The sequence below is a fragment of the Rhodococcus sp. ARC_M6 genome (assembly GCF_022810305.1).
GTDB lineage: Bacteria > Actinomycetota > Actinomycetes > Mycobacteriales > Mycobacteriaceae > Rhodococcus_F.
In genome coordinates, this window is record NZ_JALGQH010000004.1 from 1 (window position 1) to 14,320 (window position 14,320).

General features: G+C 61.3%; 12 protein-coding genes and 1 rRNA gene. 6 read left to right on the forward strand and 7 right to left on the reverse strand.

Annotation, left to right across the window (positions count from 1 at the left end; translation table 11 throughout):
* The first annotated feature begins 8 nt into the window (after positions 1 to 8).
* Positions 9 to 125 (forward strand): 5S ribosomal RNA (rrf, locus tag MTX36_RS06745).
* 326 nt (positions 126 to 451) lie between these two features.
* Here rrf and MTX36_RS06750 read toward each other — a convergent pair.
* Both MTX36_RS06750 and MTX36_RS06755 read right to left on the reverse strand, forming a co-directional pair.
* A complete protein-coding gene (locus MTX36_RS06750) occupies positions 452 to 1,465 on the reverse strand; it encodes an alpha/beta hydrolase (protein ID WP_374230441.1) in 1,014 nt (337 codons plus the stop codon).
* 221 nt (positions 1,466 to 1,686) lie between these two features.
* Positions 1,687 to 3,258: an adenylate/guanylate cyclase domain-containing protein gene (locus MTX36_RS06755; RefSeq protein ID WP_243618985.1), complete on the reverse strand. Its 1,572-nt coding sequence runs from the start codon at positions 3,256 to 3,258 to the stop codon at positions 1,687 to 1,689.
* A gap of 42 nt (positions 3,259 to 3,300) precedes the next feature.
* On the opposite strand from MTX36_RS06755, the gene nucS reads away from it, so the two are divergent.
* Both nucS and MTX36_RS06765 read left to right on the forward strand, forming a co-directional pair.
* Entirely contained in the window at positions 3,301 to 3,975 is a 675-nt protein-coding gene (gene nucS, locus MTX36_RS06760) for an endonuclease NucS (protein ID WP_243618986.1), read from the forward strand.
* A gap of 19 nt (positions 3,976 to 3,994) precedes the next feature.
* A complete protein-coding gene (locus MTX36_RS06765) occupies positions 3,995 to 4,327 on the forward strand; it encodes an ATP/GTP-binding protein (RefSeq protein ID WP_243618987.1) in 333 nt (110 codons plus the stop codon).
* Positions 4,328 to 4,330: 3 nt separating this feature from the next.
* On the opposite strand, the gene MTX36_RS06770 is transcribed toward MTX36_RS06765, so the two are convergent.
* Together MTX36_RS06770 and mce are read right to left on the reverse strand one after the other, a co-directional pair.
* The gene (locus tag MTX36_RS06770; RefSeq protein WP_243618988.1) at positions 4,331 to 5,353 is read right to left on the reverse strand and encodes a hypothetical protein; all 1,023 of its coding nucleotides are present in this window, start codon (positions 5,351 to 5,353) and stop codon (positions 4,331 to 4,333) included.
* 40 nt (positions 5,354 to 5,393) lie between these two features.
* Positions 5,394 to 5,867, reverse strand: coding sequence for a methylmalonyl-CoA epimerase (mce, locus tag MTX36_RS06775; RefSeq protein WP_243618989.1), 474 nt, complete (start codon positions 5,865 to 5,867; stop codon positions 5,394 to 5,396).
* Positions 5,868 to 5,974: 107 nt separating this feature from the next.
* On the opposite strand from mce, the gene MTX36_RS06780 reads away from it, so the two are divergent.
* From MTX36_RS06780 to MTX36_RS06790, 3 genes are all read left to right on the forward strand, one after another.
* Complete coding sequence (locus MTX36_RS06780) at positions 5,975 to 7,168, forward strand: acetyl-CoA C-acetyltransferase (RefSeq protein WP_243618990.1); 1,194 nt, start codon at positions 5,975 to 5,977, stop codon at positions 7,166 to 7,168.
* A 109-nt stretch (positions 7,169 to 7,277) separates the two neighbouring features.
* The gene (locus MTX36_RS06785; protein ID WP_374230442.1) at positions 7,278 to 7,637 is read left to right on the forward strand and encodes a DUF3817 domain-containing protein; all 360 of its coding nucleotides are present in this window, start codon (positions 7,278 to 7,280) and stop codon (positions 7,635 to 7,637) included.
* Between the two features lie 104 nt (positions 7,638 to 7,741).
* Positions 7,742 to 8,638 (forward strand): tetratricopeptide repeat protein, encoded by an 897-nt coding sequence (locus tag MTX36_RS06790; RefSeq protein ID WP_243618992.1) that lies wholly within the window; start codon positions 7,742 to 7,744, stop codon positions 8,636 to 8,638.
* Between the two features lie 9 nt (positions 8,639 to 8,647).
* Here MTX36_RS06790 and MTX36_RS06795 read toward each other — a convergent pair whose 3' ends face one another.
* From MTX36_RS06795 to MTX36_RS06805, 3 genes are read right to left on the reverse strand one after another with little or no spacing between them, the layout of a single operon-like run.
* Positions 8,648 to 10,096, reverse strand: coding sequence for a neutral zinc metallopeptidase (locus tag MTX36_RS06795; protein WP_243619219.1), 1,449 nt, complete (start codon positions 10,094 to 10,096; stop codon positions 8,648 to 8,650).
* Positions 10,096 to 12,297, reverse strand: coding sequence for a 1,4-alpha-glucan branching protein GlgB (gene glgB / locus MTX36_RS06800; protein WP_243618993.1), 2,202 nt, complete (start codon positions 12,295 to 12,297; stop codon positions 10,096 to 10,098). Before glgB ends, MTX36_RS06795 begins: the two co-directional genes overlap by 1 nt.
* Entirely contained in the window at positions 12,297 to 14,297 is a 2,001-nt protein-coding gene (locus MTX36_RS06805; RefSeq protein ID WP_243618994.1) for an alpha-1,4-glucan--maltose-1-phosphate maltosyltransferase, read from the reverse strand. The genes glgB and MTX36_RS06805 overlap by 1 nt, the downstream gene beginning before the upstream one ends.
* Positions 14,298 to 14,320: the final 23 nt, after the last annotated feature.

Below are 14,320 nucleotides of genomic sequence, written 5' to 3' on the forward strand. Positions count from 1 at the left end.
CATAGAGTTACGGCGGTCATAGCGAAGGGGAAACGCCCGGTCCCATTCCGAACCCGGAAGCTAAGCCCTTCAGCGCCGATGGTACTGCACTCGACAGGGTGTGGGAGAGTAGGACACCGCCGAACACAATTTACGAGATAGCCCCCAACCATTCGTGGTTGGGGGTTTTTTCGTGTTCCGGAACGATTCTGGTTGGGCCGGACGGGGTGAACGTATCGCTGCCGGGGTTCGGCAGGGGTGGTGATACGTTCACGCGATGCGGTGGGTGGGTGAACGTATCGCTCGCTCGATCCCAGGGCGTACATGGCAGCGCCTATCCGGTGGTTGGACAGACAGAAAGATCCTCGCAGCAATCAGCTGCGAGGATCTTTCTGTCTGCCTCTAGGACTTGGGTGAGGCTCCGGCGTCGCTTAGTTGTTGGCGCACCGGGCGGCTGATCGAAGTGCCGATCTCACCAGGCATTCATGGTGTTGAGGATCTGACTTCGAGCCATCCACAGTTCAGCCGACCAGTTTGCCCACGAATGGATCCCTGAGGACGGAAAGCTGTACGTTGCCGGGATTCCCAGCGAGTTCAGTCGCAGTTCGAATGAACGCGCATGAACCAATGCGAGTAATTCCAAACCCATTCCCGTCGCGGTGTTCCAGTACTCGATCGGCGCCGAAGGTTGCTCGTACGGACCGGGGATACCGTTGGATGCCGAAATGTACATCGGCAATCCGCGAAGCAACTCTGCATTGACGAACGGATCGTTGCGAATCCAGCCTGATGACCATGGTGGACCCCACATGGAATCGACGTTGTACCGGCCGGCGTCGAGCATCGCCAAGCGGATCGCTTCGCGCATCCCCGGCCCGGAGATGTTGATGTACCCGGACAATGAACCCGCGAACTTGAACTGATCGCGATGATGTCCCGCGAGGTTCAATGCGGCGCTGCCACCCATCGACAACCCGACTATTGCATTGTTGGTGGGCGAAACACCGTACCCAGCAAGGAAACTGGGGAGTTCTTGCGTGAGGAATGTTTCCCATTTGTAGGTGATCGGCTGAGCATTGAAGTTCGACGGTGCGTACCAGTCAGTGTAAAAACTCGACTCTCCGCCTACCGGCATCACCAATGTGATGTTGTCGTTTCGATACTGATCGAACGCATTGGTCTCGAAACTCCAAGCATTGCTGTCGTTTCTCGCACGGAGACCATCGAGGAGATAGAGCGCGGCATTGCCGCCCCGTGCTGCCCACTGCACCTGAACCTTGATATTTCCCATCGAAGACGGCACCCACAACTCGTCGTAGCCACCCCACGGTGCTGAATGGATCGGCGACACAGCACGCTCAGGAGCAGCGGATGCCACGGTGGGCCCGAATGTGCCGCCGAGAAGGAGCGTCGATAACAACGCTGCGGCAAGCACTCGTGCCCGCCGTGTATTGCGCTCGGACAACGTGAATTTGATTCTCTGCAAGATTGTCTTTCCCCGAATCAGCGTCTGAAGACTCGCCGCGGTAAGTGCATCGTCGGTTTTACTGTCGATATGTTTGTCTCTTCGTGGGGTCTGCAGTGTTACAAAGTCGAGGTCATCGCAGCATTCGGAAATCCGACGAGCCGGGCGAATCGCAGTGTCGCAAAACACAATTCAGCAGATTTTCTGGCTTACTCACCGGCTGGGAGAAAGCACGGAGTGGGTTATGCGGAGGTGTTCGGGGCTTCCAATGATGTGACGGGGACGGCGAGAACTGTTTGCTGGGTGCGGCCTCGAAGGACTATCGAATCTGCGGTGACCCAATGAATACGTTCGGATTCCGAGGCAGAGGCAAGTGCCCGACCTGACGCTGCCACGTTGCCCGGAACATTCTTTGCGACTTCCGACAGGCGCGCCGCTTCGTTGACGGGATCCCCGATTACGGTGTACTCGAATCGCTCACGCGCACCGACATTTCCGGCAACTGCGATACCCGACGCAACCCCGATGCCGGCGCTGATCTCGGGGACCTCGGCGCATAACCGAACTTGAATCTTGCGGGCGGCTGCGAGCGCGCAGCCGGCGTGATCGTCGATCCGAGAGGGCGCGCCGAAGATGGCGAGTGCTGCGTCACCTTCGAATTTGTTCACGAAACCACCGTGCGCGTCGACCTCGTCGACGATGACGTCGAAGAATCTGTTGAGCAGTGTGACGACGTCGGTGGGGGAGTTGGTTGCGGCGATAGTGGTGGAACCGATCACGTCGACAAAAAGGACTGATACGTCACGTTCCTCGCCGCCGAGCTCAGGGTTGCGGCGCATCGCATTCGCGGCAACCTCGTACCCGACGTGACGTCCGAACAGATCGCGGATCCGTTCGCGCTCTCGGAGCCCTTCGGCCATCCGATTGAAACCGGTTTGGAGCAAACCTAATTCGGTACCGTCATAGACGACTACCTGGGCGCTGAAATCTCCCCGTGTGACTTGCTCCATCCCTCGCCGGACAGATTGGATGGGTGCTGCTGCAGATCGAATGTTGATGTAGGTCAGCCCAAGTCCGACGCACAGAGTGATGCCGCCGATAACCAGAATCGAGATCGCCAGATCTTGCCACCGTGGCGGACGGATATAGCTGAAAATTGCGACGATCATCAGGCCGGCGACGGGGACTCCGCTGCCGAGCACCCAGATCAGGATGGTCCGACCGGTGAGTCCGAGAACGGCAGACTTGCGTGGTGCACCGGATTCGAGGGCACGAGCCGCGATGGGTCGCAGCGCGAACTCGCTGAGGAGATAGCAGAACGCACAAGTCGTGATTCCGCTGAAAGCTATGGTGAACAACACTTTTGGAATGGTGTCGGCGTCGACGATTCCGTACAGGGTTGTGAAAGTGGCGAGAGCCACAGTCCAGAGGGCGAGTTGAACTCGGGTGAGACGCCACGGTCCGCGCAGTGCAGCACGTTGGTTTTCCTCACTGGGAGGGGTGTCCTCCGTTGCCCATCGAAGATCGTGCATGAGGCGCTTGGTACCCCACAGCAGTCCAACGATAAAAACGCACACGATGAAGACCGGAACTGCAATGAAGTTGATCAACGCGAACTCGGACCGCATGATGCTCGGGCCGGGGACAACGATTCCGATCAAGATGATGGCCAGACCGGCGCCGATCAGGTTCGTGATCAGGAGCGGAGCGGTCAGGAGGAGTTGGACGCGGATCCGTCGTCGTCGGGGGTTCTCGTCTGTGGATCCGAGCAACCACGACCCCAAGGGTGCGCTCGGGACATCGCTTCGCTGCATAGTGTGTCGAGAGTAGTCGAGGTGATCCTTTAGGGTGGTGCAGTGCGCCTAGTTATTGCTCGTTGCCGTGTTGACTACGTAGGTCGATTGACCTCCCACCTCCCGACCGCCCGACGCCTGTTGTTGGTCAAGGCTGACGGTTCGGTGAGCATCCATGCCGACGACCGGGCGTACAAACCGCTCAACTGGATGAGTCCTCCCTGCTGGTTGGTCGAGACCACGGGGGACAGCGATGACATCTTGTGGGTCGTCACCAACAAGGCCGGCGAGGAACTGCGGATCACCCTCGAGGAGATCGAGCATGATTCGTCGTACGAACTCGGTATCGATCCAGGATTGATCAAGGACGGCGTCGAAGCGCACCTGCAGGAACTGCTGGCCGAGCATGTCGAAACCCTCGGATCCGGTTACACCTTGGTGCGACGTGAGTACATGACGGCAATCGGCCCGGTCGACCTTCTTGTTCGTGATGCTGACGGTGCGTCGGTGGCCGTCGAGATCAAACGTCGCGGCGAGATCGACGGCGTCGAACAGCTGACCCGCTATCTGGAACTGCTCAACCGCGATCCGTTGCTTGCTCCGGTAACGGGAGTGTTTGCAGCGCAACAGATCAAGCCGCAAGCCAAGACGCTTGCCAATGATCGCGGCATTCGTTGCCTGGTCCTCGACTACGAGGCGTTGCGAGGTACCGAAAGCACCGAGTTCCGGCTTTTCTGAGGCCGTTAGACTTCTCGACATGCCGCGCCGCAAACCTATTCCGAAGCAGACCCGTCGAACGGACAATCGACGTGGTCAGAATTCGGACGAGCCGAGGGGTGTCCTTTTCGGCGGATCAGTGGTTCGCGAAGAACCCGGTCCGGGCGGCGAATCGTTCATGGTGCGGCCAGTTCCCGGCGCCAACGCTACGAAGTTCTATCGGTGCCCTGGCTGTGACCATGACATCAGTCCCGGCGTTGCGCATGTAGTGACCTGGCCGTCGGAACCCGGTGGCGCTACCGAACGTCGGCACTGGCACACCGGATGCTGGTCAGGCCGCGGGACTCGCAGCCTGACCAGAAGGTGGTCCTGAAGTTCAGTTGCGGGACTGGGCTCGCTGCTCGACCGCACGGGTGTCGATCTCGGCAGTATTGGTTTCTTCGGCGTCGCCTCGATCATCGAGTTCTTCGTCCGTCGAATCCGGCTCGTTGTACTCGCCTTCGTCGTAAGTAGGAGCAGCCGGCGCAGCAGGTGCGGGGGCCGCGTCGAGCAGTTCGCTCTCGCGATTCACGGAGGCGAGCATCGCCGGCACGGAATCGAGTTGGCCGCGAATTCCGAGGAGCTGCGCGAGGATTCGACCACGCAGAACTCGCAGTTCTTCGGCAAGTTCCTTGGCGTGCGCGATCTTTCGCTCGGACTGGTCGGTTGCAGCCTGTAGGCGGCGTTGCGCTTCACGGGTGGCATCCGTCAAACGACGTTCCGCTTCGGTCTTGCTGGAAGCCTCGAGATCGTTGACCGCGGCGACGACCTTTGCACGTCGTTCCGACATCGAAATATCGAAATCTTCACGGATCTGGGTGCGCTTCGCCTCGGACTCGGCTGCGAGCCGATCACGTTCCGCTTGCGCGGCCTCGACGATTCGCGCAGCCTCGGTCCGCGCTTGGAGCATGGTCTGCTCGTGCATCGTTTCCATGGCATTGCGACGGTCGTCGAGTTCCGCGATCAAGGTTTCGTAATGGCTGCGCAACCGCACGCCGTCTTGCTCGGCGATCGAGGTCATCTCCGCTGCGTCGGCCTCGGCCTTGGCGCGAACCTCGGACGCCTCGTCGGATGCAAGACGGAGCATGCGGCTGATGCGATCGCTCATACCCTCCGCTGTGGTGGGCGGCACGGACAACCGGTCGACATCCTTGCGGAGGTCGTCGATGTCGTCGCGGGCGTCGTCCAACTGTTTGGCAAGGTCACGGGCCTGTGACGCCGCGGCATCGCGGTCTGCCGCAGTGACCCGCAATTCGGCGTCGAACCGCTCGAAGTAGTTTCGTACCTCGTCGCGGTCGTATCCCTTCCGGGCGATCTGAAACGGAAGTTGGATGGAACCGCGGTCCTGCTCGTATGCCATGGCGATAATCTACCTGGCAGACGTGCAGGAGTTTGGGCTGCTAGTGATGCGCGGCCGGTTCGACCAGTTCGACGAGCACCCCGCCGGCGTCCTTGGGATGAATGAAGTTGATTCGTGAGTTGGCGGTGCCACGTCGCGGTGCGTCGTACAGCAACCGAACGCCGCGTGCGCGGAGCTCCTCGGAGATGGCCTCGATATCGGTGACGCGGTACGCGAGCTGCTGCAAACCGGGGCCGCTGCGGTCGATGAACTTGGCGATGGTCGAGTTCTCGTCGAGGGGCGCGAGCAACTGGACGGCCGGTGAGCCGGCAGGTGCACCGATGACGGAGAGCATGGCTTCACGGACGCCCTGAGCTTCGTTGACTTCTTCGTGAGTGGAGACCATGCCCAGGTGCTGGGTGTACCAAGCAATTGCTACATCGAGATCCGGAACAGCAATTCCGACGTGGTCGATCGCTACGACGAGGTCGGAGGACAAAGGTGCAAGGGCAGGACTGGGGGACGTCTGTGTCATACCTTTCACGGTAGCGCTACCGTTTGAGTAGTACACGTCGGGATGTGACTTGACTCGTATGCCGCGTGCGCGTGATGCCTATGTCTCTTTTGTAGCCGGAGGAAATCGTGACCAGTTCTGTGATTGTTGCCGGAGCCCGTACCCCGATGGGTCGACTCATGGGTTCCTTGAAGGACCTTTCCGGGTCCGATCTGGGCGGAATCGCCATCAAGGGCGCGCTGGAAAAATCAGGCGTTGCCCCCGAGCAGGTCGAGTACGTCATCATGGGCCAGGTTCTGACCGCCGGTGCCGGCCAGATGCCGGCTCGGCAGGCTGCCGTCGCAGCCGGAATCCCGATGAGCGTTCCGGCACTGAGCATCAACAAGGTGTGCCTCTCAGGTGTCGACGCCATCGCCCTGGCTGATCAGCTGATCCGCGCCGGTGAGTTCGAGATCGTCGTCGCCGGTGGCCAGGAATCGATGAGCCGGGCACCCCACATGCTCGAGAAGAGCCGTGAAGGATTCAAGTACGGCGACGTCACGATGCGTGACCACATGGCCTACGACGGTCTGCACGACATCTTCACCGACCAGGCGATGGGTCTGCTGACCGAGCAGGTCAACCAGAAGGACGGCAGCCACATCACCCGCGCGGAGCAGGACGCGTTTGCCGCGGCCTCACACCAGAACGCGGCCCGCGCGTGGAAGGACGGACTCTTCGACAACGAAGTTGTTCCGGTCTCCATCCCACAGCGCAAGGGTGATCCCATCGTGTTCGCGCAGGACGAGGGCATCCGCGCCGATACGACCGCCGAATCCCTCGGCAAGCTTCGTCCCGCATTCAGCAAGGACGGCACCATCACCGCCGGTTCGGCGTCGCCGATCTCCGACGGTGCTGCCGCTGTTGTCGTGATGAGCAAGGCCAAGGCCGAAGAACTCGGATTGACGTGGATCGCCGAAATCGGTGCGCACGGCGTTGTCGCCGGACCGGATTCCACTCTGCAGTCGCAGCCGGCGCGTGCCATCGCCAAGGCATGTGAAAAGGAAGGCATCGACCCCAAGGATCTGGACCTCGTCGAGATCAACGAAGCCTTCGCTGCAGTCGGCATTGCGTCGACGCGTGAGCTCGGGCTCGATCCCGCCAAGGTGAACGTCAACGGCGGCGCAATTGCCGTCGGACACCCGCTCGGAATGTCCGGTGCCCGTATTGCACTGCACTTGGCACTGGAGTTGCAGCGTCGCGGCGGCGGAATCGGTGCTGCGGCACTGTGCGGCGGCGGCGGACAGGGCGACGCTCTGATCGTGCGTGTGCCGAAGGCCTGACAAGCCCGAGCCTAAATACACCCGAGCATGTCTGTTTCGCTCTACGACGCCCCGTGGGTTTCCTCACACCACTACGGGGCGTCGTAGTTGTTCGGGCACAATGAGGCTCATGGCGAACGTCTTCGATCTCAGCACCACCGCAAAGCGGTTCCGTTTCATCGCAATCCTGGAAGCATTCACTTGGGTTGGCTTGCTTATCGGCATGGCCTTCAAGTACCTCCCCGAAGACGGCAATGAAATCGGGGTCAAGATATTTGGACCCGTTCACGGGACAGTCTTCGTCATATATATCGTGATCGCATTCTGGACCGCCAAGAAGCTTTCATGGAAGAGGCGGACCCTCTTCTGGGCGCTGTTCGCAAGCGTCCCTCCCTTTGGGACCATCTTGTTCGAAGAGGGCGCGCGATCCGGCCAGTCCGGTGACCTTGTCGTTGAGCCAGAGCGTGACACCGACGCCGCTCTCGTCTGAGCAACCAGGCCTCTTCGTAGGTTCGGTCAACTCGTGACAAACTGGAACGCGTGACTCGACCAGGATCCAGGCCCCCCGCGCGTTCGTCAGCAGTAGCAGCCGCCATGAGCGGCGCAGTCGACTTATCCGCTCTCAAAGAGCGGGCGACGGCTCCACCTCCGCGTAAGCCCAGCGGCGATGGGGCCGTTTCGGCGCTCCCGGGGACTGTCATCGACGTAAACGAAGTGAATTTCGAGTCGGAAGTTCTGGTCAAGTCGAGCCAGGTCCCCGTGATCGTCAACCTCGGCGGTCGCGCCTACGAGCCGTCCGTCGTATTCACCGAGGTGCTCGAGCGTTTTGCTGCGCAAGCCGGTGGCCAGTGGATCCTGGCTAACGTCGACGTCGATGTGAGCCCGCAGATCGCGCAGGCATTCGGCATCAAGTCGGTACCCACCGTTGTTGCCGTCGCGGCCGGTCAGCCGTTGGCCGATTTCGAAGGTGCGCAGCCCGAAGAGCAGCTCAGTCAGTGGTTTGCCGCTGTTCTGCAGGCGACTGAGGGCAAGCTCAGCGGTCCCGTACCGACCGCTGGAGACGTGGATGAGCCTGAGGTCGAGGACCCTCGGTTCGTTGCTGCTGAAACAGCGCTCGACGCGGGTGATCTTGACGGCGCGATTGCGGCGTACCAGGTAATCCTCGACGACGAGCCCACCAATGCCGAAGCGCTCAACGCGGTTCGTCAGGTGAAGTTCATGGCTCGCGTCGAGAACACCGATCCGGATTCTGTCGCTGCCGCCGATGCTGATCCGTCAAATCTTGAACTGCAGTTTGCCGCCGCCGACAGGGAGATGTACGCGCAGAAGCCGGAGACTGCTTTTGCTCGTCTCATCGGTGTTGTCGCGCGCACGGCAGGCGACGACAAGGCAGCCGCCCGGACACGTCTTCTGGAACTGTTCGAGCTGTTCGATCCCGCTGAGCCCATGGTGATGGCCGCGCGTCGCAAACTGGCCGCAGCCCTCTACTGATCCCGGCCGCTACTCCGTATAGCGGCTATCGCAGGCCACCTGACCGCCGAGCACACCCGTGCGAAATGCGTCGACACGTGCGAATCCACTCGGGACGGTGTCACCGTTGACGTCACTGGCGGCGAGACCGTCTGTGAGTAGGCCCGAGACAGCTTCGTCGAGGTCTCCGGGGGACAGCGTGACCTGAGCGCCCGATGTTGCCGCATTGGTGGGACTCAGGGCCGCAGTGATCACTCCGGACAGGCAGGCGGCACGCAAGGCAGTTTGTGGTGTGTCGAGTGTCTGGCCGCGTTCCTTCTGCATGGCGAGTGTGTATCTCGACGCGAGCAGAACATATGCGTTGTAGTCGCCCGTGATGGTGGTCGGCATCAACTCGCGTCGGCCGACCCGTCCGGGAGTTCCACGCTCCGCCAACTCGTCGACGCTGATTCCGATGGTGTTGGTGGCGGGGCAGAAGGAGACAGGCTCAGTGGTCGTGGCATCCGTGCAGCCGGTGTCCGCGCCGTCGAAGGTCACGGTCGGAGGATTCTGCAGCTCGAAGATCGACTGAAAAGTTTTCAAGAACTCTTGCAGTGTGGATTCGGTGACGGGCAGCTCACCGGATTCGCTCTGTTCGCTGAACTGCTGCGGGAGATCGGCGCGCCGGGATTCGATTTCGGCGTCGTCCATCTTGGCGCACGCACCGGGACCATCGGTGAATCCGATTTGGGTTGCGGTGACCCGCTCGAATGCGGACCCGTGGTGAGAATCGGGGTCGTTCGGGTCGTCGTCGCGGATGGCGACGGCCGACGCGAGGACCTTGTTCAGTCCGTCGGAGGTATTCATCGTGAAGTGAATTGCCTTGTCCTCGGCGACGTGGCGGAGGAAGGCACCGCCGAAGCAGTCGGCTTGCTGCTCACGCACCAGAGCTGCTTCGGATCCGCCTTCGACGATGCCGGCTTTTCGTTGAATGGCGTGGCCGTACTCATGCGCGAAAATGAATGCGACAGCGACGTCGCCGAACTTTTCCTGCACCTCGGGCAAGAGAAGTTCCCGATCCCAGCCGATCGTGTGATCGAGACTGCAATATCCGGCATTGATGAGGTCTTTGGTGGACTCTTCGCAGAATTCCGGACCACCGGGCTCGGTGGGATCCCACGAGATCAGTGTGTCGACAGGTTGGAACGGCTCGTTGAACAGTGCCGGATACTGGGTTTTCCAAAACGTTTCGATGTCGGTAATGGCGTTAGCTGCAAGCGCGTCGATCGGGCCACCGTCCGTTCCGACGATGTCACGCTGTGCGTCGGGTGCCCCGGGGCGGAGTCCACTGGGACCTGAGGACGCGTCGAGACCGGCCACCCGAAAGGGATCGTGATAAATCGAGACCGCATGACCGGTCGAGCCCTGCGAACAGCTGACCAACAAGGCAGCAGTTGCCATCAATGACGAAGTGACTATTGCTGCTCGCCGGCCAACCATCAACGCTCCAGACTGATCCATATCGCGCCGTTGGCGGGGAGGGCGACCGATGCTGACGCCGGCCGACCGTGCCACGACTGCGACGTCGCTGTGACCGCACCGAGGTTCCCCACACCGGAGCCGCCGTAGGACTCGGCGTCGGTGTTGAGGATTTCGACCCATCGGCCGGGCTCAGGTAGCCCGACGCGGTAGCTCGAATGTTCGCTGCCCGAGAAGTTGAACAGGCACGCGACAATCGAACCGTCAGTACCGTAACGCAGAAAACTCAGGACGTTGTTCTCGGTGTCGTTGGCGTCGATCCAGGAGTAGCCACCAGGCGATGTATCGAGTGTCCACATTGCCGGATGTTGTCGGTAGGCGGAATTGAGGTCGCTGACGAGCTGCGTGACACCGCGGTGGAGGGTTCCGGTGTGTGCGTCGTCGAGTTGCCACCAATCGAGCCCTCGCTCCTCCGACCATTCCGCGGTCTGGCCGAATTCCTGGCCCATGAACAGAAGTTGTTTACCCGGGTGAGCCCACATGTAGGCGAGCAGTGAACGGAGGCCTGCTGCCTTGGCGAAGTCGTTGCCGGGCATACGAGTCCACAAGGTGCCCTTGCCGTGCACGACCTCGTCGTGGCTGACGGGGAGTAGATAGTTCTCACTCCACGCATACATCAGCGAGAACGTGATCTCGTGGTGGTGGTACGTCCGATGTACCGGGTCGTGGCCGAGGAAGCCGAGGGTGTCGTGCATCCACCCCATGTTCCATTTCATGTTGAACCCGAGCCCACCGACATTGGTCGCGCGCGTCACTCCCGGCCATGCGGTCGATTCTTCCGCGATGGTGACAACTCCGCGATGGTTTTTGTGGACTGTCGCATTCATTTCCTGAAGGAACGCAACGGCTTCGAGGTTCTCGCGACCACCGTGGATGTTGGGTGTCCAGCCGCCGACAGGCCGTGAGTAGTCGAGGTACAACATGGAAGCGACGGCGTCGACGCGCAGGCCGTCGATGTGGAATTCCTCGAGCCAGAACAATGCATTCGTGACGAGAAAGTTACGGACTTCCCGACGACCGAAATCGAAAACGTATGTTCCCCAGTCCAGTTGCTCTCCGCGTTGAGGATCGGCGTGTTCGTAGAGTGGCGTGCCGTCGAATCGGGCCAGGGCCCAGTCGTCCTTGGGGAAGTGTGCGGGAACCCAGTCGACCAGTACGCCGATCCCGGCGGCGTGCAGACGGTCGACGAACCAGCGGAAGTCGTCGGGCGTTCCGAATCGAGCGGTCGGGGCGTAGTACGACGTCACCTGATATCCCCAGGACCCGCCGTAGGGATGCTCTGCGACGGGCAGCAATTCGACGTGGGTGAATCCGGTCTGCGTGACGTACTGCGCGAGTTGCTCGGCCATCTGCCGATAGTCGAGGCCGGGACGCCACGAACCGAGATGTACCTCGTACACGCTCATCGGCGATTGGGCGGGGTCGAGACCTACTCGGGCGTCGAGCCAGTCCTGATCTTCCCAGACATACGAACTCGTCGTGACCCGCGACGCCGTCGCCGGTGGTACTTCGGTTCCGAACGCCATGGGGTCGGCTTTGTCCTTTACGGACCCGTCATGTCCGTGGACGCGAAACTTGTACAGTTCTCCGGCCGCGATATCCGGTAGGAACAGTTCCCAGACTCCCGTCGAACCGAGAACGCGCATGGGTGCGAATTGTCCACCCCAGCCGTCGAAGTCGCCGATAACGGTGACGCCGTGGGCGGCCGGAGCCCACACGGCAAACGAAGTTCCGGTGACAGTTCCGTCCGGTGTTTCGTAGGTGCGGGGGTGCGCGCCGAGGACGTCCCACAGGCGCTCATGTCGACCTTCGCCGAACAGGTGGAGATCGAGGTCGCCGAGAGTGGGCAGGAAGCGGTAAGGATCGGCCACTACGACGGTATGTCCGCCGGGGTACGTGACCGAGTACCGGTAGTCGATCAGTTCCGGGTAGGGGACCAGTACTGCGAAAACTCCACCCGAAATATGTTGGAGTGGAAACGTTTTCCCGCCGATGACGGCGCTGACAGCGTCGGCGTGTGGACGAAGTGCCCGCAGAACTGTGCCGCCGGCGTGGGGGTGCGCTCCGAGGAAGCTGTGCGGATCGTGGTGTTCACCGCGGGCCAGAAGATCCAGATCGTGGGCGGCCGGCGCGATTCCGGCGGGCAATTTGTCGGCGGCCATCAATTTCCTCCGCGGTATGCCAACGACGTTCTGGCAGAGTAGGGAACCGGCGGTAGTGCGAGGATGTGCGCGACGGCACGCCACGGCTCGAGGCGGACGAAATTGGCCTGCCCCCAGTGGTATTGCTCGCCGGTCACTTCGTCGAGGACAGTCATCTGATCCTGCCATTCACGCCCGAGTGCCGGCATGTCCAGCCACACCGTGCCGTCTTCGGCGGCATAGGGATTGAGATTGACGATCGTGAGAACGGCATCGCCCGTGATCGGATCGAACTTCGAATACGCGATCAGTGCGTCGTTGTCGATGTGGTGGAAGTGCAGGTTGCGCAGCTGTTGCAGGGCGGGGTGGGCGCGGCGAATGCGATTGAGTGCGGTGATCCACGGCTCGAGCGATTCACCCCGCGCCGCGGCTTCGGCGAATCGACGCGGACGAAGTTCGTACTTCTCCGAGTCCAGGTACTCTTCGCTACCGGGCCGGACGGCTTGGTGCTCGAAGAGTTCGTACCCCGAGTAGACGCCCCACGTCGGCGCCAGTGTTGCCGCGAGAGCTGCTCGGAGTGCGAACATTCCGGGTCCGCCGTGTTGGAGCGACTCGTGCAGGATATCGGGTGTATTGACAAAGAGGTTGGGCCTGGCTTCGTCAGCCTTGGCGGCCAGCTCGTTTCCGAACTCCGTCAGTTCCCACTTCGCGACACGCCACGTGAAGTATGTGTACGACTGCGTGAAGCCTCGTCGGGCAAGGCCGTACATCCGAGCCGGCCGTGTGAATGCCTCGGCAAGGAAGAGGACGTCGGGGTCGGACTTCTTGACCTCCGAGATGAGTGTCTCCCAGAAGTTGGGTGGCTTGGTATGGGGGTTGTCGACCCGAAAGATCTTGACCCCGGCCTTGATCCAGTGTCGGACGACGCGCAGAATTTCCTTGTCCAGGCCGTCGGGGTCGATGTCGAAGTTGATCGGATAGATATCCTGGTACTTCTTGGGCGGATTCTCCGCGTAGGCGATGGTGCCGTCCGGGAGCACTGTGAACCACTCGGGATGCTTTGCGGCCCAGGGGTGATCGGGAGCGCATTGGAGAGCGAGGTCGAGTGCCACTTCGAGGTCGAGCTTGCGGGCCTGCGCCACAAAGGCTTTGAAATCTTCGAGGGTGCCGAGTTCGGGGTGGACAGCGTCGTGTCCGCCCTCGGCAGATCCGATAGCCCACGGAGAACCGACGTCGCCGGGCTGTGTGGTGAGAGAGTTGTTGCGGCCCTTACGGTTGATCTCGCCGATCGGGTGAATCGGCGGAAGGTAGACGACGTCGAAACCCATTGCGGCAATGCGCGGAAGATCTTCTGCGGAAGTCTTGAACGTCCCGTGCTTCGGCACTCCGTTCTCGTCCCAGCCGCCGGTGGAGCGCGGGAAGAACTCGTACCACGACCCGAACAGGGCCCGATGGCGGTCCACGAGAACGGGATGCGACTCGCCCTTGGTCACCAGTTCTCGGAGCGGATTGGCGCGGAGTAATTCCGCGACGTCCGAGGCAAAAGCGGGCGCGACCCGGGCGGTCAGGGTCTGATCGCTACGCAACGATGCCGTCACAGCCTCCAGCCTCGAGCGATTGGCCCGGGGAAGTTCCTGGGCGGCTCGTTCGAAGAGTCGAGCACCGATTTCGAGATCGTTGGCAAGTTCTGCCGGGCCCTGTCCTACGGACAATTTGGCTTCGACGGCATGCTTCCAGGTTGCGACGGGGTCGCTCCACGCTTCGATCCGAAATGTCCAGAGTCCTTCTACGGAAGGGACAAACACGGCGTCGACGGTGTCTGGCTCCCCGCCGGGATCCATCGTGATTCGCAGCGATTTGGTTCCGCGAGGACCACGTACAACCAGGGTAGCGGCGACGGCGTCGTGGCCCTCGCGCCAGACCGTCGCATGTACGGGAATCACTTCACCGACTACAGCCTTGGCTGGATAGTTACCCGAGATCGCGGGTATCGCGTCGTCGATACCGAGGCGTCCTGTCACGGGAAGCTCCATTTCTGATGGTG